This window comes from Streptomyces cynarae, from assembly GCF_025642135.1.
GTDB lineage: Bacteria > Actinomycetota > Actinomycetes > Streptomycetales > Streptomycetaceae > Streptomyces > Streptomyces cynarae.
In genome coordinates, this window is sequence record NZ_CP106793.1 from 5,837,416 (window position 1) to 5,857,281 (window position 19,866).

Below are 19,866 nucleotides of genomic sequence, written 5' to 3' on the forward strand. Positions count from 1 at the left end.
AGGGGCCCTAGCTAGCGCACCCGCCGCAGCGCCAGTACGGCGTTGTGGCCGCCGAAGCCGAAGGAGTTGCTCAGGGCCAGGTCGCCGCGTGAGGGGAGCGGGCGGGGGCGGCCGCGGACCACGTCCAGCGGAATCTCCGGGTCCTGGGAGTCCTGGGGATGGTGGGCGGTGGCCCCGATCGTCGGAGGGATGAGCCCGTGGTACAGGGTCAGCACCGTGGCCAGGGCCTCCACACCGCCCGCCGCGCCCTGTAGATGCCCCAGGTGACCCTTGAGCGCCGTGACCGGCACGGCGTCGCCCAGCACCTCCCGTAGCGCGATGCCCTCCGCGAGGTCGCCGTCGGGCGTGGCGGTGGCGTGTGCGTTCACATGGACGACGTCCGCAGCGCGGGCACCCGCGTCCCGCAGCGCCCGCCGCAGCGCGAGCACGATCCCGGCGCCCGACGGATCCGGCGCCGCCATGTGGTGCGCGTCGGCGGACAAGCCCCACCCGGCGGCCTCGCAGTAGACACGCGCCCCGCGCGCCCGTGCGTGCTCCTCCGCCTCCAGCAACAGGAATCCGGCGCCCTCGCCGTTCACGAACCCGTCGCGGTCCTTGGCGAAGGGCCGGGAGGGCGAGACGTCCCCCACCGCGTGCTGGGACAAGGCCCGCATCGCGGCGAAAGACGCCATGATCGCCGGCGTCACCACCGCCTCCGCACCGCCTGCCACGGCCACGTCCACGTGCCCGTACCTGATCCGGTCGATCGCCTGCCCGATCGCCTCGGTCCCCGAAGCGCAGGCACTCGTCACGGTGCGCGCCTCTCCGGTGATCCCCAGGTCGATCGATATCTGGGAGGCGGCCTGGGAGGCAACGGTCATGGGGGTGGTGAGGGGCGAGACCGCGCGAGGCCCCCTCTCCCGCAGCACCCGGTCACCGCCGACCAGCACGGAAGCGTCACCGAGGATGGACCCCACGGACACGCCGACGCGCTCGGGTTCGAGCCCGCTGTCCACCGCGCCCGCCAGGTCGAACCCGGCATCCCGCCAGGCCTCCCGTGCCGCCAGCACCCCGAACTGCGCGGCCCGGTTCATCCGCCGCGCCCGCGGCCGGGGCAGCAGCGCGGCGGGATCGGCGGGCACGGTCCCGGCCGTGCGGACGGGCAACCCGGCGAAGTCGTCACCCGTCAACTCGGTTACCCCGCACCGTCCGTCCAGAAGCCCCTGCCACAACTCGGCCACGCCGACACCGAGTGGGGTGACGGCTCCCAGCCCGGTGACGAGGACCCGCCGCGGCGTTGCACCGAGGGGCGGCCGGTGGGCGCTCGGGTCGTGGCCTACGAGATGGCCGCGGGCCTCGTCCTGTTCGGCCGACTGAGGCAACCCGCACCCGGCGTCCAGCAGTGGCGGTCGGGGGATGGAAGAGGGGGAGGGGCGCATGGTGCCACGCAGCTTTCCGTAGATCCGAACGCTGCTGCCCCCAGGCCCGGTTGTGCTGTCCGTCGGTCAACTCCACTGTACTTCTCCCGCCTTCGGGTCGGCGTCGGCGGTGTTCCATAGGACACCATGGAGCCATGCGCCGACGTAGACCGAACACCAGCTCGTGGCTCGAAGCCCCGGACCCGGTGCTCGCACTCGCCCGGGAGGAGCTGGCCTTCTACGAGGAGGTGCGCGACTCGGCCCGCAAGTGGTACCGCGTCACCGAGCTGGGGGCCCTGGCCACTTCCTCGTCCACGGTGGTGGCGGCGGGGCTCCATGCTCCCGCCTGGCTCACCGCTCTCATCGCGGGCGGCGCCCTGTTCTTCACCGGGTTCCGGCAGGTGTTCGGGCACGGCCCCCGCTATGTCCTGGCGGCACAGTCCCGCGAGTCCCTGCGACGAGCCGTCAACCGCTACCAGTTGCTCCCTGAGTCCGACCGGGACACGCGAGCGCGACAGGAGCTGCTGGCCGCCGTGGAGCAGGTGGGCGATGAGGAACTGCGGCAGTGGGTCCAGCAGCGGCAAGGGACGGCCTTGGACGGCAACGGCTCGGACAGCGGCTCGCCGACGCTTCCCTGACCCTGGCACCGGCCCGCGTCGGGTGGTGCCCGCCCACACCATCGCTTCACGGAATGCGCACGCGACCGCATCAAAAGTTTAGGTTTCAAGCGTTACTCTGCCCCGGCAGTCGAGTGGCCGAGAACAGCCCATCCGTGCGGCACTCGCACCCCCCATCAGGCAGGAGGCTCGGCGTGCGCGACGGCGATGTAGTGGTGATCGGCGGCGGCTATGCGGGCGTCCGCCTGGCGAAACGGCTGGACGCCCTGGCGCGGGTCACGCTGGTGGACCGCAAGGAGGTCTTCTTCCACCGCATCGCCTCCCTGCGCGCCGGCGTACGCCCGGAGTGGACGGCCACTCCTTTCATTCCGTACGACCGGCTGCTGCGCAACGGCCGTGTCGTCGTCGGCAAGGCGGTCCGCATCGACACCGCCGAACGGCACGTGGTGCTGGCCACCGGCGAAAGACTGCCGTACGACGTGCTGGTGATCGCCACCGGCGCCGACTACCCCGAACCGGCCCGCTTCACCGGCACCACCACCGAGGAGGCGGCCAAGTCGTTCGCCGGACACCAGCAACACGTGGCCGCCGCCGAACACGTCCTGGTCGTCGGCGGCGGGCCGTCCGGCGTGGAGCTCAGCGCCGAGATTCGCCTGGCCCGGCCGGACGCCCGGGTGACGCTCGCCCACGCCGGGCCGGAACTGCTCCACTCCACGGGCAGCACGCGGGCCGGCCGCAAGGCTCGCGCCTGGCTGGAGTCCCACGACGTGGAGGTGCGGCTCGACTCCTTCATGGCCCCCGGCAACGCCTTCGGCACCTATCGCGACGCTCATGGCGACGTCGTCGACGCCGACCTCTCCTTCTGGGCGACCGGGACCACCCCCAACACGCTCTGGCTGCGGCTGGCGGGCCACGGCGACTGGCTCAACGGTGCCGGCCATGTGAAGGTCGACCGGACGCTCCGGGTCGAGGGGTGGACGGACGTGTTCGCGGTCGGCGACGTGAACGACGTCAGCGAGCTCAAGATAACCCCTGCCGCACTCGCGCAGGCGGACATCGCCGCCCACAACATCCGCGTGCATCTCCAGAGTTCCGGCAGGCACCGCAAGGAGCCCCGCTTCTACCGGCCGATCCGCCGCACCCCGCTCATCGTGCCGTTCGGCCCGGCCGCCGGAGTGACCGTGATGCCCGTGCCGGGCGGCGAAACCGCCGTCCTCGGCAGCCGCACCAGCGCCCTGGCCAAGGCGAAGACCCTCCTGACCCCGTACATGAGGCGCCAGCTCGGCTACACCGCGGCCTGAGGTGCGGAACGGGCGAGGATCTACACCGCGGCCTGAGGTGCGGAACGGGCGAGGATCTACACCGCGGCCTGAGGTGCGGAACGGGCGAGGATCGAAACGTTTGCGTTTCGCTACGAGGTTCCCTACTCTCGGGACGGTGTACGAAACCGTTTCGGACAGAGAGACCCTGCCGTCTCGCCGAAGCGCCCCGCACACCGGCCGAACACCGAACGAACCGACGCCCACACTCCGTACCTCGAGCGCTGGACGGACGCCGTCGTCCTCCTCCGCCTCGAGGTAGAAGGCACTGAGCCACCCCGGAGCCCTTGAGCCCCGCAAGAGGGATCACATGGAATTCATCCAGACCGAAGCCGCCCCGGCCACAGACTCCGGCCGGACCCACCACCATGCCCAGCCGAAGCACCGATGGTGGGCGCTGGGCGTGATCGCCCTCGCCCAACTCATGGTGGTGCTCGACGCCACGATCGTGAACATCGCACTGCCGTCCGCCCAGCAGGACCTGGGCTTCGACAACAACGGACGGCAGTGGATCGTCACCGCCTACTCGCTCGCCTTCGGCAGCCTGCTGCTGCTCGGCGGCCGGCTCGCCGACCTGTTCGGCCGCAAGACCACTTTCATCATCGGCCTGGTCGGCTTCGCGGCGGCCTCCGCACTCGGCGGGGCGGCGAACGGCTTCACCATGCTCGTCGTCGCGCGCGCGATCCAGGGCCTGTTCGGCGCCCTGCTGGCTCCCGCCGCGCTCTCCCTGTTGACCACGACCTTCACGGACGCCAAGGAACGCGCCAGGGCGTTCGGCGTGTTCGGCGCCATCGCCGGTTCCGGCGCCGCCGTCGGTCTGGTCCTCGGCGGCCTGCTGACCGAATACCTGAACTGGCGCTGGACGCTGTACGTCAACGACGTCATCGCGGTCTTCGCGCTGGTCGGCGCGATCGTCTTCATCAGCCGCTCGGTCCCGGCCCAGCGGCCCCGGCTGGACATCCCGGGTGTGATCCTGGTCTCCGGCGGCCTGTTCGGCGTCGTCTACGGCTTCGCCAACGCGGAGACGCACGACTGGAGCAACTGGATGACCTGGGGCTTCCTGGCCGCGGGCGGCGTGCTCCTGCTGGCGTTCTTCCTCTGGCAGGCCCGGGCGAAGCACCCCCTGCTGCCGCTGCGCGTGCTGGCGGACCGCAACCGCGGCGCCGCCCTGTCCACCGTTCTCATCTCGTCCGCCGGCATGTTCGGCGTCTTCCTCTTCCTCACCTACTACCTGCAGGCGACGCTGGGCTACTCGCCGGTGAAGAACGGCGTGGCCTTCCTGCCGATGGTGGGAGCGCTGATGGTGATGGCGCAGCTGTCCACCAACGTGCTCGTGCCGAAGATCGGCCCCAAGGTGATCGTGCCCATCGGCATGCTGCTGGCAGCGGGCGGCATGGTCTGGCTGACCCGCCTCGGCCTGCACAGCGGCTACGCCGCGCATGTGCTGCCGCCCCTGCTGCTGATCGGCGCGGGCCTCGGCCTGTCGATGCCCGCGGCCATGAGCTACGCGACGCTCGGCGTCCAGGCGAGCGACCAGGGCGTGGCCTCGGCGGCCGTCAACACCACGCAGCAGGTGGGCGGTTCGGTCAGCACCGCGCTGCTCAACACGCTGGCCACCAGCGCCGCGACGGACTACGCGAAGCACCACATGACCGACCCGCTGGTCAAGGTGAACGCCGCGCTGCACAGCTACTCCACCGCGTACTGGTGGTCGGCCGGCTTCTTCGTCTTCGCGGTGCTGGTGACGGTGCTGCTGTTCCGCCGCAAGGCGACGCCCCAGGCGGCCGCGGACACGCCTGCCGCCCCGGACGCCCCTGAGCCCTTGGCCGTCGCCGCCGCAGGGGGCACCGGCGGCCGGGACACCGACCGTCCGGACTTCGCAACCGACCGTCCAGGCTTCGGAACCGACCGTCCGGAGACCGAGATCGAGTTCGACGGTCCGGGCGTGATCCGCGGCCAGGTGCGGGACGGGGCGGGCACACCGCTGGCACGCGCCGCGATCACGGTGCTTGACCCGACGGGCCGCCAGGTCGCCCGGGCCACCTCGCGCGAGGACGGCTCGTACGCCGTGGACACCTCCGCACGCGGGAGCCTGGTGCTCATCGGCTCGGCGGCCGGACACCAGCCGCAGGTCGCCACGCTGTCCCTGAACGGCGCACCGATCGCCTACGACCTGGTCATGCCCGCCGGCACGGGCACCCTGTCCGGCACGGTGGGCGACACGGGCGGCGAGGCGCTGTCCGGAGCCCTGGTCGTCGTCACCGACGAGCGCGGCGCCGTGGCGTCCTCGACGACGACGGGGACCGACGGCGCCTACCGGATCGTCGACCTCCTCCCCGGCGACTACGCGGTCACGGTCACCGCGCCGGGCCGCCGCCCGGCAGCCTCCCTGGTGACGGTCACGACCGAGGGCATCCACCACGACATCGAACTCCGCCCCGCCGTCGACGTGCGCGGCACGATACGCACCCGGGACGGCCGCACGGTGGAGGACGCCCGGGTCACCCTGCTGGACGCGGAGGGCAACGTCGTCGCGGCCCGCTCCACCGGCCCCGACGGCACGTACGCCTTCACCGATCTCTCCGGCGACGAGTACACGGTGGTCGCCAGCGGCTACCCGCCGGTCGTCACGCCCGTGAAGATCGACGGGGGCGGGCGCCGGCAGGTGGACGTGTCGCTGGGGCACGAGGAGGCGTAGGGGTCCGGCAACGGCGGCGGCCGGCCCGGACCGTCCGACGGGGCGGTCCGGGCCGCCGGGACACCACGAAGAGAGACGCGCCGTAGCCGAACGAGCCGATACGCCAATCCCTGATCAGAGGATGCCGGTCAAACCCTCGATCGCCTTTTGGGCCCACTGCTGTGCCCCCGCCGCCGTACCGGCCACCACTCCGGTCGCGACCGGGGCCAGAGCTCCCCTCAGCATGGCGAGCGCGCGGCGGAGCCTGCCGTCTTCGGCAGCATCCGGCCGGGCGATCGTCGCGAGCACTTCTCTGGCTGCGGACTCGGCATCCTCTCGGTCGGGATCGGCGAGGCCGGCTTGGGGCAGCTCTCGGAGCAAGGTGGTGACCAGCGTGGCGAGTGCTTCGAAGCCCGGGGCGACAGCGCTGTTGTTCTGCTGGTTCTGGCTGACCGTGTCGTTGTTCCAGGCGAACTGAGCGCCTGAGACCTCGGCGTTGAACACCGGCCCGTCGTAGTTGTTGACGTTCTGCGGCTCGTTCATGTGCTGGAACCGTCCTCGTTGTTCTGCTGCTGGATGACGTTGTTGTTGTTCCATGCCAGTTGGGCCCCGTGGACCTCGGCGTTGAACACCGGGCCGTCGTAGTGGTTGACGATCGTCGGCGGAGGCTCGACCGGCTCTGCGGTCTGCTCGACGACCGGCAGCGACGTGCGGAGAGAGACAAGGTCGACGCGGCCGTTGTCCAGCACGGCCACACCCTGCGTTCCGGTGACGGAACAGTCCACCAGCCGTCCGCCGCTCGTGCCTTGGAAACTCGCACCCGCTGTCGCGCAGTCGACGAACTCGCTGTTCATGACATCCAGGCGGGCGGAGTCCGTCCCGCAGAGTCCCAAGCCCTCCGAGCCGGTCACAGTGAGGTTCCGCGCGACGAGTCTCCCCTTGCCGAACCCGACAGCCCCACAGGAGCTCACCGCTGTGACCTCACAGTCATGCAGGAACAGCTGAGCCTCCTCGCCGACGCCGAAGCCCACCACTCCCCGCTCCGCCGACACCCCTTTCAACGTGACCCGGGACTGACCCAGGACCTCCGCTGCGGACATGCCGAAATCACGGAACACCGAGTCGGCGACGTCGGCCGTGGTACCGCCGTTGCCCCGTGTCTCCAGGTGCGACGGGCAGCGCTCGACGCGGACCTGCTCGAACACGGCCCTGGCCTCGTCGTGGACCCGCAGCGCGACGCTCGTCAGGTCCTCGATCTCGACCCGGGTGAAGCGGCCTCTGCCGCCATCGGTGACGGCTATGCCGACGTTGCCGCGCGAGATGCGGCAACCGTGAACCTCGGGAGCGCCGCCCTTGGTCGAGAACACCGCGATGTTGCCCGCGCCGAAGACCTCGCAGTCCTCGAACCTGCCACGGCCTGAGGTGTGGACGTTGATGCCGGTGTCGCGACACTCGGTGAACGCGCAGCCGCGCACCACAGGGTCGGCACCACTCACCACCGCGATCCCGTGCTGCGCGTCGAAGACCCGCGTGTCGTCCACGGAACCCTTCGACTGCTCGATGAACGCGACTCCCTCCGCGTGCACAGCGTTGATCGCGCAGTCGGTCACGGTGAGCTCCGCCTGCGAGTCCGCCATGACGGCCGCTTTGCCGGTGCCGGTCAGCTCGCACCCGGTGACCTGGGCACGGGCACCGCTGACCCGCACGCCATGGATCATGCTGCCCCCGATCCAACTGCTCCGGACCGAGACGTCGGCACCTTCGATCACCGCGACCGCGTTGTCGGTGGCGTCGGTGAACCGGCACCGTTCGACGAGCCCGTTCGCCCCGCTGAAGAGGGCTCTGCCGTGGAGGAACACGCTGTCCCGCAGCGTCACGAAGGTGTTCGGCCTCGCGTGCACGCTGACGCCGTTGTGCGCTCGGACATCGCAGTGGTCAAGCGTGAGCGTTCCCGCATGGCAGCCGACGACGTCGGCGTCACGGCCCACCAATACGAGACCGTGCACACGAACCGACCCGAAGGCGTCGAGGACGGGACCACGGGACCGGCTCACCACCACGGAGCCCGGATCGCCGAGCGCAGCCAACTGGACCTCGCCCTGGACGGTGAGCGCCTCCTCGTAGCGACCGGGCGCGATCTCGACCAGCGCCGCCCGACCCCGTCTGGCCGCGGCAGCGAGCGCGGAGGTGATGTCGGGGTAAGCGCGGCGCCCACCGTGCGGCGAGACCAAGTACCTCGCGACCATCCCCGCCCCCCACGCGCGGCCCACTGGAACCACCGATACTAGCTACTGGTTGTGCCGTCTCATGACGTTGGTGTCACGGTCGCGATCATTGCGCCGTGGGGTTGTTGTAGTCGTTGAGCACGGGGCTGTGGCGTTCGGTGAGTGGGCCGACGCCGAGGTCTTCACGCATGAGCTTGCGCATCTCGGCGGCTGCTTTGCCGCGTTCGTCCCAGCGGGCGCGGTCCTCCGGACTGCTGACGGCAGTGCCGTCGGCGTAGCCGTCGCAGATGCTTCGCAGGCAGTGGAACACGCTGTTGGAGGCCTTGACGACGGGTTGGGGCGCGATGAGCCACATCCGTTCTGATGCGATGGCTATGCCTGAGTCCCGAAAGGCTTCGCGCAGCGCAAGCGCCCGCTCGTGGTCGGACGGGTGCTCTCGCTCGGCCAAGGCCCGCAGGGTTTCACCGAGTACCTTCACGGTGGTCGTGTACTGCGTGTAGATGTCGAGCCGCAGCCGAAGAGCGTCTTTGGCATCCTCGCGCTTCCACCGATTCCGATCGGCGATGAGAGTGGCGACGATGCCGATCGTGGCCCCGGCCAGGGTGGAGAGCAGTGGCAACCAATCCATGCGGGCCAGCTTGGGCCATCCCGTGACGGCGGCACCAGGTGGTCTTCGAGGACGAACCTGTGTCGATGGGGGCGGGCCTGGCCTCGCCTGACCCACTCGGGAGCGGATGAGCGGGAGCGAGGGGTTGGAGGCGTCAATCTCGCCGGGCAGCGGCGCTCCCATCCGGGCGGGGTGACGGCACGAGGCGCTGCCGCAAAGTTCTGTCGGAGACCGAGACGATCTCCAGCACCTTTCCATAACCGTTCCCGTTCGCCCCGTTGACACCCCGCACACCCCCTCTTAGGGTCACGCCAACATTCTGAACATGTGACGATATTTCGAACGGTTGAAGGACGAGTGTCCCGCGTATCACTGGAATCAGTACACACGTGGCCGGTGCATTGTGGTGCAGCCTGACGCACGTACAGCTGCGTGCCGACAAAGGGATCACGAGACTCGGCGAGGCCCGGATGACAGACCACGTCGGCGCGCTGATCGGCGATCCGAGGGACACCGAGGCGACTGAGCGCCGACTCGAGCAACGTGCCAGGTGACCTGACTTGCCACCAATTCAGCGAGACCCGCTGGTCGTTCACTCCCCTTAGACCGGTGCACCAAGACGCCGACACCCCCGGCGGCTACGTGCGGATCTACGAGGTCGCCGAGCCGATCCGCCGCGGCGCACCGCTCTGTCCAGGGCGCCCGGAGACCCGCCCGTACAGCACCCACCTGCGGAACCTGAACCTGGACATCGCCCGGAAGCGGATACGACGCGATCGACACGCTCTCGACCTGCTCGCCGGCTGCCCGGCCCCGCTCCACAGCTTGTCCCTACAACATCACCTGACGCACCGTCATACTTCCAACGACGAGCAGAACAAGGAACCATCACCATGCACGACCGAAGAGCCGCCCTCGCTGTCATCGCCGGAGCCGCCTCCCTCGCCCTCACCTTGTCCGCCTGCGGCTCCGGCCAGAACAGCGAGGGCAGCTCCAAGGGCGGCACCATCGGCATCGCCATGCCGACCCAGTCCTCCGAGCGGTGGATCACCGACGGCAAGAGCGTGGTCCAGGACCTACAGGACCAGGGGTACAAGAGCAAGCTGGTCTACGGCAACAACGACCCGAAGACCCAGGTCTCACAGATCGAGAACCTGATAAAGCAGGGCGTCGATGCACTGATCATCGCGGCCATCGACAACAAGTCGCTGAACGGCGTGCTCCAACAGGCCGCCGACGCGCACATCCCGGTGATCTCCTACGACCGGCTCATCCTCGGCACCAAGAACGTCGACTACTACGTCTCCTTCGACAACGACCAGGTCGGCCGGCTCCAGGCCTTGTACATCATCGACAAGCTCGGCCTGGAGCACGGCAAGGGCCCGTTCAACATCGAGCTGTTCGCCGGCTCCCCCGACGACAACAACACCAAATACTTCTTCGACGGCGCGATGCACCTCCTGCAGCCGTACCTGGACAACAAGCAGTTGGTCGTCCGGTCCGGTCAGACCGCGCTCAACCAGGTCACCACCCTGCGCTGGGACGGATCCACCGCGCAGAAGCGCATGAACGGCATCCTCGCCACGTCGTACAGGACCAGGAAGATCGACGCGGTGCTGTCGCCGTACGACGGCATCTCCATCGGCATCCTGTCCGCGCTGAAGTCGGACGGCTACGGCTCCGGCAGCAAGCCCCTCCCGGTCATCACCGGTCAGGACGCCGAACTGCCCTCGGTGAAGTCGATCATCGCGGGTCAGCAGTCACAGACCATTTACAAGGACGTCCGCCAGCTCGCCCAGGCCGCCTCAACCATGGTCGTCGACATACTCAACAACAAGCCGCCGCAGGTGAACAGCAGATATGGCTACAACAACGGTGTCAAGACCGTGCCCGCCTACTTGCTGCAGCCAACGAGCGTCGACAAGACCAACTACAACCTTGTTCTGGTCCTGAGCGGCTTCTACACCGCCGCCGAGCTCAAGTAGCGGCACGACCACGGCGGAGCCCCTCTCGCCCACGGGGACGTCGGCCCCTGGGTACGCGACGGTGCTCGCCAGCGGCTGAACTGCGCCGTCCCCAGGGAACTCGCCGGCCCCGGCGCGACAGTACGAGGAAGAGCGCCGGTCGCACCCGCCGCCCGTAGCGGCCTCGCCGCTCGCGAGTAGGCCGTACGATCTTCGGCACTCGGCGCTGTCGACGTGGTTCAACGCCGGGGTCGATCCCACCGAGGTCGCCGAGCGTGCCGGGATCGGCGTTGAGGTCCTGCTGACCCGATACGCGAAATGCCTTGACGGACGGCGGGATGCCGCCGACCGGCGCATCGAGGACCTGCTTCGCGAGTACGAGTGAGACAACCCGCACCCGCGCTGAGGCCCCAGACATGCCGCCTGGGGCCTCAGCGCGGCGATGCTGCAAACAGAACGAGCGGCTGAGCCGCGCGGCTCGCCTGCGGTCTTGCGCTGCCGATGGTCACGTTGTGCCGCTGATCGGCCACTGTGGATCACGCGTCCCAGCGGGTGGTGATGGCCTCCGCGACGCTGAAGACCGCATCGCACTCGGCGCACTGTGCTTTGCCGAAAACGTACGTCAACTTATCCGCGACATCGGTCTGGCCGTCGGCGAGCGCGCGCCTGTGAAGTCTTTCGGCCACCCCCTCCAGGGCTGAGGGGTTCGCCGGCTGCAGCGGGATCTTCTTTGCCACGGTGTCGTCCATGTACATGCTGTCCGTGGTCGAAAAGATGCCGTACTCGCCGAAGGCTATGAAGTTCTCTGTACTGCACGCGGGACAGGGGACTTCGTATTCATCGTCGTTCAGTCCGTCGAGCTGTTCGCCCCAAACCTCGACCCCCTCGAAGCTGAGGAGTGCGGCCAGCAAGTAGACGTAAGTGCCGGAGTCGTCGCTGAGGGCCGGATCCCGGAGAGCTTCCTCGGTCAGTCGCACCAGGTCGGACATCTCCGAGGCGTAGGCCACGTGGGGATCTTGCTCGCCGTATGGCTGATCGGTGCTGGCCGCGATGGCGCCGGCCAGCAAGAGCGGCATCTGTCTGTCCGCAGGCGACCACTGGCGTGCCATGTCTCGGAGAGCCGGCAAGGCTGCGTGGCTTGCTGAGTAGACGGTGCCCTGATGGCACAACCTGGACCATAGCGCGGTCCAAGCTGGATCCTTCGGTGCCGGGCTCACTGCGGTGAGCAGGCCGGGAATGTCTTCTGCCGTGCCGTAGGCGTGGTGGAGCCGGGACCAGTCCGTCATGCCGACGATCCAAGCAGTCGGGTGCTGCGGACTTCACGGCTGGGGCCGTGTTATCCGCCCAGTCTTGAGGGCAAGCCAAGCGGAGAGCCAGAAGTAGCTGGCGACCTGCGGCAATGCTCCAAGATCCCGTCCACGCCTCGTCCACAGTCCTCGACATACGGCCGCTTCGGGCCGCACACGGCTGCACGGAAACCGGGACGGGCTTGGCGGACCCTGTCAGACGGGTGCGCCCGGGCGAGACAGGGCGAAGCCGCCTCGATAAGGAGAAGAGGTCAGAATATTCTGGTTTGTGCAGAGATTGGCGGTGATCAGAAGTGGCACAGCAACGCCAAGTCGCACGCCCACACCTTCGTGACGCCGTCCGGCTCGTGCTGGCCGGTTCCCTGGCCGCCGTCCTGACGCTTGGCGCCGGTACCGCCCGGGCGGCCTCCGCGGGCCACGTTTCGACGATCGACGCGGCGACCCACCAGATGACCGTCACGGATCACGGCCGGACGGTGATGACCTTCACCGCGGGCTTCGGAAAGCCCGACTTCCCTACGCCGTCCGGAACCTTCCATGTACTGGGCAAGGACGCGGTCGTCACGATGACCTCGTGCAGCGCGAACATCACATGTGATCCGCACAATCCCAACTACTACGCCCTCACGGTCCACTGGGCGGTACGCCTGACCAGTGCCGGCGTGTTCGTCCACGCGGCGCCCTGGGACCACGCCATCGGCCGGGCCGACACCTCCCACGGCTGCATCCACCTGAGCACGGCGGACGCCCACCGCTTCTACGACTTCAGCCGGCCCGGCGACACAGTGATCGTCAAGAACACCGGCGGCTTCGCCGGCGGTCCGAGCGGTCCCTGACGCCCCACGCCCCACGCCTCAGCGCCGAAGCCGGGACCCACAGGTATCCTGCCCGCCCGTCCGGCACCGGCGGCGACCGGCTCGGCGGCCTTGTCAACGATTACCGGCAAGCAGCCTGACCGCAGTCGGGCGAGCGGCGTGGTCAGCATTCCCGACTGAGGTTCTCACTCGGGACAGGGATGTCTTGCTCGGTCCAGATGCATTTGCCGTCGCGGAGGTAACGGGCGCCCCAGCGTCTTGAGAGGGCGGCGACGAGTTGCAGGCCGCGGCCGCCCTCGTCGGTGTAGGCGGCATGGCGGATGCGCGGGGTGCTGAGGCTGCTGTCGTAGACCTCGCAGGTCAGGGAGCTGCTGCGCAGCAGGCGCAGGCGGATGGGGCCTTTGGCGTGCCGGATCACGTTTCCGATCAGCTCACTGGCCAGCAGCTCGGTGGTGATCGCGAGATCGTCCAGTCCCCAGGCGGCCAGTTGCCTGCGGACGAATTCGCGGGCCTCCCCGGCCGCGCGGGGATCGTCCGGGAGGACGCAGGAGGCGACGTCACCGGCGTCGATCGCCCTCGTGTGGGCGATCAGTAGCGCTGCGTCGTCGTTCGTCCGGCCATGGTCGGGCAGCAGAGCCGAGACCACTGCGTCGCACAGGTCGTCGAGGTGGTGGACGTCGTCGACCTCGTTCCGCGCGGTGAAGATGTGCACCGCATGCTGGGCGAGGATCTGTTGCAGTCGGGCCAGTCCTCGGTCGACGCCCTGAGTGGCGGTTTCGACGAGCCCGTCGGTGCACAGGACCAGCAGGCTCTCTTCGGGCAGAAGCAGCTGGTGCGTTTCGAACGGTGGCTCGGCCGCCCCGAGCGGCGGGTCGGCGGCCAGGTCGGGCCTGTGGACGGTGCCGTCGGGATGGACGATGACCGGCGGGGGATGACCGGCCAGGGAGAACGAGCACATCCGGGTGATCGGATCGAAGACGGCGTAAAGGCAGGTGGCGTAGCAGTCCTCGCCCAAGTCGCTGACCAGGTCGTTGAGACGGCTGAGCAGCTCGTCAGGGGGTATGTCCAGGTCGGCGAGGGTGCGCACTGCGGTGCGCAGCTGGCCCATGGTGGCTGCTTCGGGGATGCCGTGCCCCATGACGTCGCCGATCACCATGGCGACCCTGTCCGCGGACAGCGGGATCACGTCGTACCAGTCGCCACCGACTTGCTCGCCCCGGCCCGCCGGCAGGTAGCGGGCGGCAGCGCGGGCGGCAGGCAGGCGGGGCAGTGTCCGGGGAAGCAGGCCACGCTGCAGCCCCTGTGCCCGGGCGTGCTCCACGTCGTACAACCGGGCGCGTCCCAGCGACTGGCCGGCCAGACCGCTCAACGCGGTCAGCAGCGTACGCTCCTCGTCGCTGAAGGAACGCGGCTGGGCGAAGGACACCAGACACATGCCGATGGAACGTCCGGACGCGATCATGGGGAGGAAGGCCCACGCGTTCTTCTTGGCCGCCGACGGGATATGCGCCAGCGCTGGATAACGCCCGCAGTAGTCTGCGGCTGATTCGATGAACCGGGGAGTGCGATTCCCCAGCACGTCGGTGGCCACGGGGTAGTCGGCCACCGGTATCCCGTCGAGCAGGTCGAGGAATTCCTGCGTGTATCCGGCGGAGCCGACCACACGTTGCCGGCCGCCTTCGAGGGCCCAGAATATGAGCCCGTCGGCGCCGAACGGGGGCAGGACGTGCGCCGCGAAGGCCTGGACGACTTCCCGGGAGGTGAGCGCCTCGGCGAGCGCCGAGGTCAGTTTGCCCATCCGTACCGTCTGCTCAGAGCCGGCCGCCGAACCGCGGACCGGCAGTCTGCCGGGCAGATCTTCCAGGCAGGCGGCGGCCCATCCCGCCACCGAATGCAGAAAGGACCGCTGCACCTCGTCGGGCTCGCCGGCCCCTTCCATGATCACGGACAGCACGCCTATCGGACCATCGGCACCGAGCAGGGGCACCGATGCCGTGCCCGCTGAACCGATGCCCAGGCTGTCCCCGACCATCCAGGCATAGTCCCCGCACCGCATGGCGCGTACGGGCGCCACGTCCTGCTCATCCGAGAGATCCGCCCACGCCTCGGCGCTCTCCCCAGCCAACCCACTGGCCGCAACAAGGCGCAGTCGCCGAGCAGCGGGATCGCACCAGTGCAGGAATGCGCCCCGGCCGTCCAGGCACTCCGTGGCCTTGAGAGCCAGCGTCAGCGTCTCCGCGCCACGAAGTGCTTTGTACGAGGCGGCCGGAAAGCCCAGCCCCGGCCGCCGGGGATGGCTCCCGGCTCTGGCTGTCGCATCGGCCAACTCGTCTCCTGCTCACTCGTACGTCGCGGACCTGCACATACCGTGACGGGTGGCCCGTAAATCTGGCAAATAACACTAAACGCTACCTCGCTGCCGGTCCATATCCGTCTGGGGTCCCTGCGCCGCAAGCGCCGTCCGGGTTGATTTGATGCAGGCACCGGGCTGCCGAACCGGCAGCCCTGCCGCGCACGGACCAGCGTGTGACGGCGGCTTCGGTAAGGGCCTGCTTCGGTAAGGGCCTGCGGACGTGGACGGCGTCTCCGACGCGGGTGGACGGCGTCTCCGACGCGGCATCTCGTGGGCGACCGGCTTCGGCGCGGAGAGGGCTTGGTGGGAAGCCCGTGACCCTGCGTGACGCGGCGGAGGCGGCGGGTGTGCCGTTGTCCTGCGTCTGCCTGGCGGGCGGCAGTCAGCTCCCGGGCCCTGCATCAGGACGCACCGGGGCTCGCCGGAGCCTGGTGGTTGGGCCGGTGCACCTCAGTAGGTGCCGGCTGTCCTCACAGGCGCCCGTGGGCGGCCCGGCGGGAGCCCGACCCTCGTCTCCACCGGCGGGTGCGGCTCGGCCGGTGCAGACTCGCGCCGCTGCCCAGCGTGCCCCGGCACATGTCTGGACGTCGGGTGCTTCGCCGCCTTCCCTGACGCGGCTCGCGCGCCCGACGCCGTACGCGGACCGGCTGTCATCCGTCGGCAGTTGGGGGACGGTGTGATTCAACAGGCGCGTGGATTCTCCGGGTTGATCGCATTGTCAGTCCCCCCTGCCATCATCCCGCCATGCTCTACGACACCTTGGTGGCGGAATCCCGTAGGAACGACTCGCTCGACGACGTGAGGTCCGCCGCGCTTGACCGCGTCCGCTGGCTCGTCGACCTTTTGGAACGTCAGCGGACGGAGCCCCGGTGGGACGCATCCGCGGCGTTGCGGGGCTCGGAGGGGGAATTCGCGCGAATCCAGGCGATACGCGCGGCGACCCAGTCCGAGATCGACGGGCGGCTTGCGACCTGCTCGGACGAGGAGGGCAGGGCCGCGGCCCTGTGCCTCATGCTGGCCTCCCGTTTCGACGACACCGGCTTTTGGCGGTACGACGTCGAGATCGGAACCGTGGTCTCCCGGGTGCGCGGCTGGACGCCGGAGGAGGTCGCGGTGATGCTGCTCCGCGTCACCGAGTTCGACATGGGCTTCTGGTCCGCTGGTTCCCTGGGGATGGCGCTGGACGCCGCCGAGCGGCTCGGCGTCGACGGCTGCCGTACGGTGGCGCCCTGGCTGCGGCATGCTCACGCGAAGCTCATGAGCGGCGATGCTCCCGCGCACATGCGTGGGCCGCTCGTCAAACGCCTCCGTGCGCTGCTCGCGAGCGTGGACGAGGCGCACATTCCCGAGGGGCTGATCCCGGCGTACGCCCCCTGGGCCGCCCCGTTGCGCGACCGTGCGAACACGTTGCCGACGCCGGAGCTGGCCGACTTCGTCCGGCACCTGGCGGGTCTGTCCGGGCCGCGTCCCTCGCAGCGGTGGCGTCGGACATGCCTCGAGCTCGCCGACGCAGCGTCCGCGCGGGACCTCATGGCCGACGTCCTGCGGGCGCTGGCCGAGGACGATCCGCTGTGCAGCAGAGGAAACGGTGCGCACGCCGGCGGGTTGTACGACGGTTACCACTACCACTACGTCGTCCAACAGAAAGACGGTGACTTGGCGCGCGGCGTCGTCTGGGCGGCCGCGCTGACCGGCGGCCCGGTCGCGGTGCAGCACCTCGGCGCGCTCGCCGGGCGGACCGGCGGTCTCGAAACCGGCGTGATCGAGGATCTCAAGCTCGCGGGTGCGGCGATCAACGCGCTGGCCGAGACCGGCGATCCGGGCTCTCTGAAGGCCCTGTGGCGGCTGCGGTCCCGGATCAAGCACCGGGCACTGCGCAAGCAGCTCGACACCGCGCTGGTGACGGCAGCCGGGAAGCAGGGCATCACGGCGGAGCAGCTCATCGAGCGCAGCGTGCCGGACCACGGCCTGGCGCCGGACGGCTCGCTGGAACAGGAGCTGGGCGGCCACCGGGTACGGATGGCGATCGAGGAAGCGGCGACCGTGCGGCTCACCTTCACACGCCCCGACGGAGGGACGTCCCGCACGGCTCCGGCGGTGGTGAAGGACGGCTTCCCGGACGAGCTCCAGGAGTTGAAGGCCCTGGCCAAGGAGGTGCGGGGGACACTGGCAGGTGAGCGGGCCCGCGTCGAGGCGCTGATGTCGGCCGGACGCGAGTGGCCGTACGACGAGTGGTGCCGCTACTACCGCGACCATCCGGTCACCGGGACTCTCGTCCGCGGCCTGATCTGGGAGTTCCAGGGCGCGGACGGCGAGTGGCGTGCGGTGGCGCCGATGGCCGAGCCTCCCGGCGAGCCCGAGCGCGTCCGCTTGTGGCATCCGATCCGGGCGTCGACGGACGACATCAGGGCGTGGCGGGAGCGGCTGGTCGCCGAGCGGCTGCGACAGCCGTTCAAACAGGCCTTCCGGGAGATCTACCTGCTCACCCCGGCCGAGGAGGAGACCGGCGTCTACTCCAACCGGTTCGCCGCACACATCGTCCACTACCGGCAGCTCTACGCGCTGTTCAAGGAACGCGGCTGGCAGGCCAACTTCCTGGGTCGGTACGACGGCGGCTACGACGGGCAGGCGCGGGGCGAGTTCGGCGACGGCCGGTGGCGGGCCTGCTTCCACCACGAGCCCGCCGCGGACGACGGCGGCGGCTACGCGCTCGAGCACGCCGCGACGGACCAGGTCCGCTTCGAGCGGCGGGACGGCCGGCGCTGGCGGGAGGTTCCGCTGGCGGAGGTGCCCCCGCTGGTGTTCAGCGAGGCGATGCGCGACGTGGACCTCTTTGTCGGTGTGACCTCGATCGCCGCCGATCCCGACTGGACCGACCGGGGCGAGGACCGCTATGCCGGGTACTGGCGGACGGCCACGTTCGGTGCGCTGACGGCGAGTGCGGAGGTCCGCCGTGAGGCGCTGGACCGGATCCTGCCGCGCCTGAAGATCGCCGGCCGGTGCTCGCTCGACGGCCGTTTCCTGACCGTCCACGGCGATCTGCGTACGTACAAGATCCATCTGGGCTCGGCGAACATCCTGATGGAACCGGACGACGCCTACCTGTGCATCGTCCCGTCACGCGGTAAGGGCGACGCCAAGGTGTTCCTGCCGTTCGAGGACGAACGGCTCTCCCTGATCCTCAGCAAGGCGTTCCTGCTCGCCGCCGACACCAAGATCACCGACGAGTCCATCCTCATGCAGATCAAGCGAGGTGCCTGATGGCGACCGTGACGTTCCGGGACGAGACCGCGACGGGAAAGCCGCTCGCCGAGTGGGAGGTCGTCGGGCAGCCCGACCGGATGACCGTACGGGAGCTGATCAGGCTGCGGGTCCGTGAGGAGGTCGCCCGGCACAACGCCCGCCCGACCATCCGCTTCAATGGCCTCGTCCGCCCCGACGACGCCGAGACGGAGCTGAACGGCTACCGACTCCGTGAACCCCGCCGTATCGACTGGGAGCGCCAGGCCGAGATCGCCGAGCGCGCCTTCCTGGCCAACGGGTTCTTCGTACTGGCCGGCGACCGCCAGGTCGAGGACCTTGACGAAGTCGTGGATCTCACCGCCGGTTCAGACCTGGTCTTCATCAAGCTCCTCAGCCTCGTCGGCGGCTGAGAGACCGGCCCTTGCAGCGTCACTGTCCCAGCCCCAGGCCCGAGCACATGATCGACCACTGAGACCGGCGATGGCAGCGTTCCCATGTCCTGAGTACTTAAGGGGCACCCTCCTGCGCAGAAGTTCAGACAGGTCCCGACCTGCGGAAGAGGGGAGGATGTGATGGCCGACCAGCCAAAACCTGACTGGCGCGATCAACCCGATGGCAGCCGCACGCTACCGCGACAGGCAGCGTCTCCCGCAAGAAATCCGACCACCTCGACGCCACGGTGCCCGCGCACATCCTGCGCACTGACGCCGCTGCCCACGGCGCACTCCCTGCGGACACGGAACTCGCCCAGGCCGTCGCCATCCTTGCCAGAGCCCAGCAGGACGCTGTCTGGGACCGCACCCAAGCCGGCAACGAACTCACTTCGCACCCGGCGCGAGTACTTCCCCGGCTTCCTCAGCGCGGTCGGCGTACGACGCGAAGGCGTGTGCCACCCCATCGCCCGCGTCCTGCCGGCTGCCGCGCCCACCCCCGAACGCGCCTCCCGGCTGACGAAGGCCCAGCTTCGGTCACTGCTGAAGAAGGCCGGCCGCAAGAACACCGTCGACGCGGAGGCGGCACGGCTCCACACGGCTCTGCGGCTTCCGCAGATGCGCCAACTTCCCCTCGTAGAAGAGGCGATGGCCCAGAAGGCTCCGGCACTTCTGCGGCAACTCGATGCCGCCTGTGTCGGTGCAGATGATCCTGCAAAGGCGACAGCCGAAGCGTTCGAGAGGCACCCCGGCGCCGAAAGCATCACCAGCTTCCCGGGCCTCGGTCCTCTCGGCGGCGCCCGTGTACTCGCCGGGATCGGCGATGACCGAATAAAGCGCACTTCAGAGGTGAAAACGACCTCCAAGGGAACCGAGTCTTTGTCAGAACCGGAACTGATCATGCCGATTTC

General features: G+C 69.3%; 13 protein-coding genes and 2 pseudogenes. 9 read left to right on the forward strand and 6 right to left on the reverse strand.

The window, feature by feature from the left end; genetic code table 11:
- Positions 1-11: 11 nt before the first annotated feature.
- Positions 12-1,361: a beta-ketoacyl-[acyl-carrier-protein] synthase family protein gene (locus tag N8I84_RS26760; RefSeq protein ID WP_263232040.1), complete on the reverse strand. Its 1,350-nt coding sequence runs from the start codon at positions 1,359-1,361 to the stop codon at positions 12-14.
- A 191-nt stretch (positions 1,362-1,552) separates the two neighbouring features.
- Between N8I84_RS26760 and N8I84_RS26765 the strand changes: the two genes are divergently transcribed.
- From N8I84_RS26765 to N8I84_RS26775, 3 genes are all read left to right on the forward strand, one after another.
- Positions 1,553-2,035, forward strand: a complete 483-nt coding sequence (locus tag N8I84_RS26765) for an SLATT domain-containing protein (RefSeq protein ID WP_263232041.1) — start codon at positions 1,553-1,555, stop codon at positions 2,033-2,035.
- Between the two features lie 173 nt (positions 2,036-2,208).
- A complete protein-coding gene (locus N8I84_RS26770; protein ID WP_263232042.1) occupies positions 2,209-3,315 on the forward strand; it encodes an NAD(P)/FAD-dependent oxidoreductase in 1,107 nt (368 codons plus the stop codon).
- A gap of 328 nt (positions 3,316-3,643) precedes the next feature.
- Positions 3,644-6,031, forward strand: coding sequence for an MFS transporter (locus N8I84_RS26775; protein ID WP_263232043.1), 2,388 nt, complete (start codon positions 3,644-3,646; stop codon positions 6,029-6,031).
- A 114-nt stretch (positions 6,032-6,145) separates the two neighbouring features.
- Here the strand turns inward: N8I84_RS26775 and N8I84_RS26780 are convergent, their stop codons facing one another.
- The 3 genes from N8I84_RS26780 to N8I84_RS26790 form a co-directional block, all read right to left on the reverse strand.
- Positions 6,146-6,553 carry a hypothetical protein gene (locus N8I84_RS26780; protein WP_263232044.1) on the reverse strand — a complete coding sequence of 136 codons (408 nt, stop codon included), beginning with the start codon at positions 6,551-6,553 and terminating at the stop codon, positions 6,146-6,148.
- The gene (locus N8I84_RS26785) at positions 6,550-8,256 is read right to left on the reverse strand and encodes a right-handed parallel beta-helix repeat-containing protein (RefSeq protein ID WP_263232045.1); all 1,707 of its coding nucleotides are present in this window, start codon (positions 8,254-8,256) and stop codon (positions 6,550-6,552) included. Before N8I84_RS26785 ends, N8I84_RS26780 begins: the two co-directional genes overlap by 4 nt.
- An 85-nt stretch (positions 8,257-8,341) precedes the next feature.
- On the reverse strand, positions 8,342-8,863 hold the full coding sequence (locus N8I84_RS26790; RefSeq protein WP_263232046.1) for a hypothetical protein: 522 nt from the start codon (positions 8,861-8,863) through the stop codon (positions 8,342-8,344).
- An 872-nt stretch (positions 8,864-9,735) separates the two neighbouring features.
- On the opposite strand from N8I84_RS26790, the gene chvE reads away from it, so the two are divergent.
- Entirely contained in the window at positions 9,736-10,827 is a 1,092-nt protein-coding gene (gene chvE / locus N8I84_RS26795) for a multiple monosaccharide ABC transporter substrate-binding protein (protein ID WP_263232047.1), read from the forward strand.
- 145 nt (positions 10,828-10,972) lie between these two features.
- Positions 10,973-11,191 (forward strand): annotated as a pseudogene (locus N8I84_RS26800) (tyrosine-type recombinase/integrase); the annotation flags it as partial.
- A 151-nt stretch (positions 11,192-11,342) separates the two neighbouring features.
- Here N8I84_RS26800 and N8I84_RS26805 read toward each other — a convergent pair.
- Positions 11,343-11,882, reverse strand: a complete 540-nt coding sequence (locus N8I84_RS26805; protein ID WP_263232048.1) for a hypothetical protein — start codon at positions 11,880-11,882, stop codon at positions 11,343-11,345.
- A gap of 578 nt (positions 11,883-12,460) precedes the next feature.
- On the opposite strand from N8I84_RS26805, the gene N8I84_RS26810 reads away from it, so the two are divergent.
- Complete coding sequence (locus N8I84_RS26810; protein WP_263232049.1) at positions 12,461-12,949, forward strand: L,D-transpeptidase; 489 nt, start codon at positions 12,461-12,463, stop codon at positions 12,947-12,949.
- A gap of 142 nt (positions 12,950-13,091) precedes the next feature.
- Here the strand turns inward: N8I84_RS26810 and N8I84_RS26815 are convergent, their stop codons facing one another.
- Entirely contained in the window at positions 13,092-14,960 is a 1,869-nt protein-coding gene (locus N8I84_RS26815; RefSeq protein ID WP_263232050.1) for an ATP-binding SpoIIE family protein phosphatase, read from the reverse strand.
- A 1,065-nt stretch (positions 14,961-16,025) separates the two neighbouring features.
- On the opposite strand from N8I84_RS26815, the gene N8I84_RS26820 reads away from it, so the two are divergent.
- The 3 genes and pseudogenes from N8I84_RS26820 to N8I84_RS26830 form a co-directional block, all read left to right on the forward strand.
- On the forward strand, positions 16,026-18,542 hold the full coding sequence (locus N8I84_RS26820; protein ID WP_263232051.1) for a DUF4132 domain-containing protein: 2,517 nt from the start codon (positions 16,026-16,028) through the stop codon (positions 18,540-18,542).
- Complete coding sequence (locus N8I84_RS26825) at positions 18,542-18,934, forward strand: hypothetical protein (protein WP_263232052.1); 393 nt, start codon at positions 18,542-18,544, stop codon at positions 18,932-18,934. Before N8I84_RS26820 ends, N8I84_RS26825 begins: the two co-directional genes overlap by 1 nt.
- A gap of 190 nt (positions 18,935-19,124) precedes the next feature.
- Positions 19,125-19,786: pseudogene (locus N8I84_RS26830) on the forward strand (IS110 family transposase); the annotation flags it as partial.
- Positions 19,787-19,866 lie beyond the last annotated feature (80 nt).

What these genes read in the sequence shown, in the direction of transcription:
- N8I84_RS26765 (WP_263232041.1), top strand. Translation starts at nt 1,553, where the DNA reads ATGCGCCGACGTAGACCGAACACCAGCTCGTGGCTCGAAGCCCCGGAC.
- N8I84_RS26775 (WP_263232043.1), top strand. Translation starts at nt 3,644, where the DNA reads ATGGAATTCATCCAGACCGAAGCCGCCCCGGCCACAGACTCCGGCCGG.
- N8I84_RS26780 (WP_263232044.1), bottom strand. Translation starts at nt 6,553, where the DNA reads ATGAACGAGCCGCAGAACGTCAACAACTACGACGGGCCGGTGTTCAAC.
- N8I84_RS26785 (WP_263232045.1), bottom strand. Translation starts at nt 8,256, where the DNA reads ATGGTCGCGAGGTACTTGGTCTCGCCGCACGGTGGGCGCCGCGCTTAC.
- N8I84_RS26790 (WP_263232046.1), bottom strand. Translation starts at nt 8,863, where the DNA reads ATGGATTGGTTGCCACTGCTCTCCACCCTGGCCGGGGCCACGATCGGC.
- chvE (WP_263232047.1), top strand. Translation starts at nt 9,736, where the DNA reads ATGCACGACCGAAGAGCCGCCCTCGCTGTCATCGCCGGAGCCGCCTCC.
- N8I84_RS26805 (WP_263232048.1), bottom strand. Translation starts at nt 11,882, where the DNA reads ATGCCGCTCTTGCTGGCCGGCGCCATCGCGGCCAGCACCGATCAGCCA.
- N8I84_RS26815 (WP_263232050.1), bottom strand. Translation starts at nt 14,960, where the DNA reads ATGGTCGGGGACAGCCTGGGCATCGGTTCAGCGGGCACGGCATCGGTG.
- N8I84_RS26820 (WP_263232051.1), top strand. Translation starts at nt 16,026, where the DNA reads ATGCTCTACGACACCTTGGTGGCGGAATCCCGTAGGAACGACTCGCTC.
- N8I84_RS26825 (WP_263232052.1), top strand. Translation starts at nt 18,542, where the DNA reads ATGGCGACCGTGACGTTCCGGGACGAGACCGCGACGGGAAAGCCGCTC.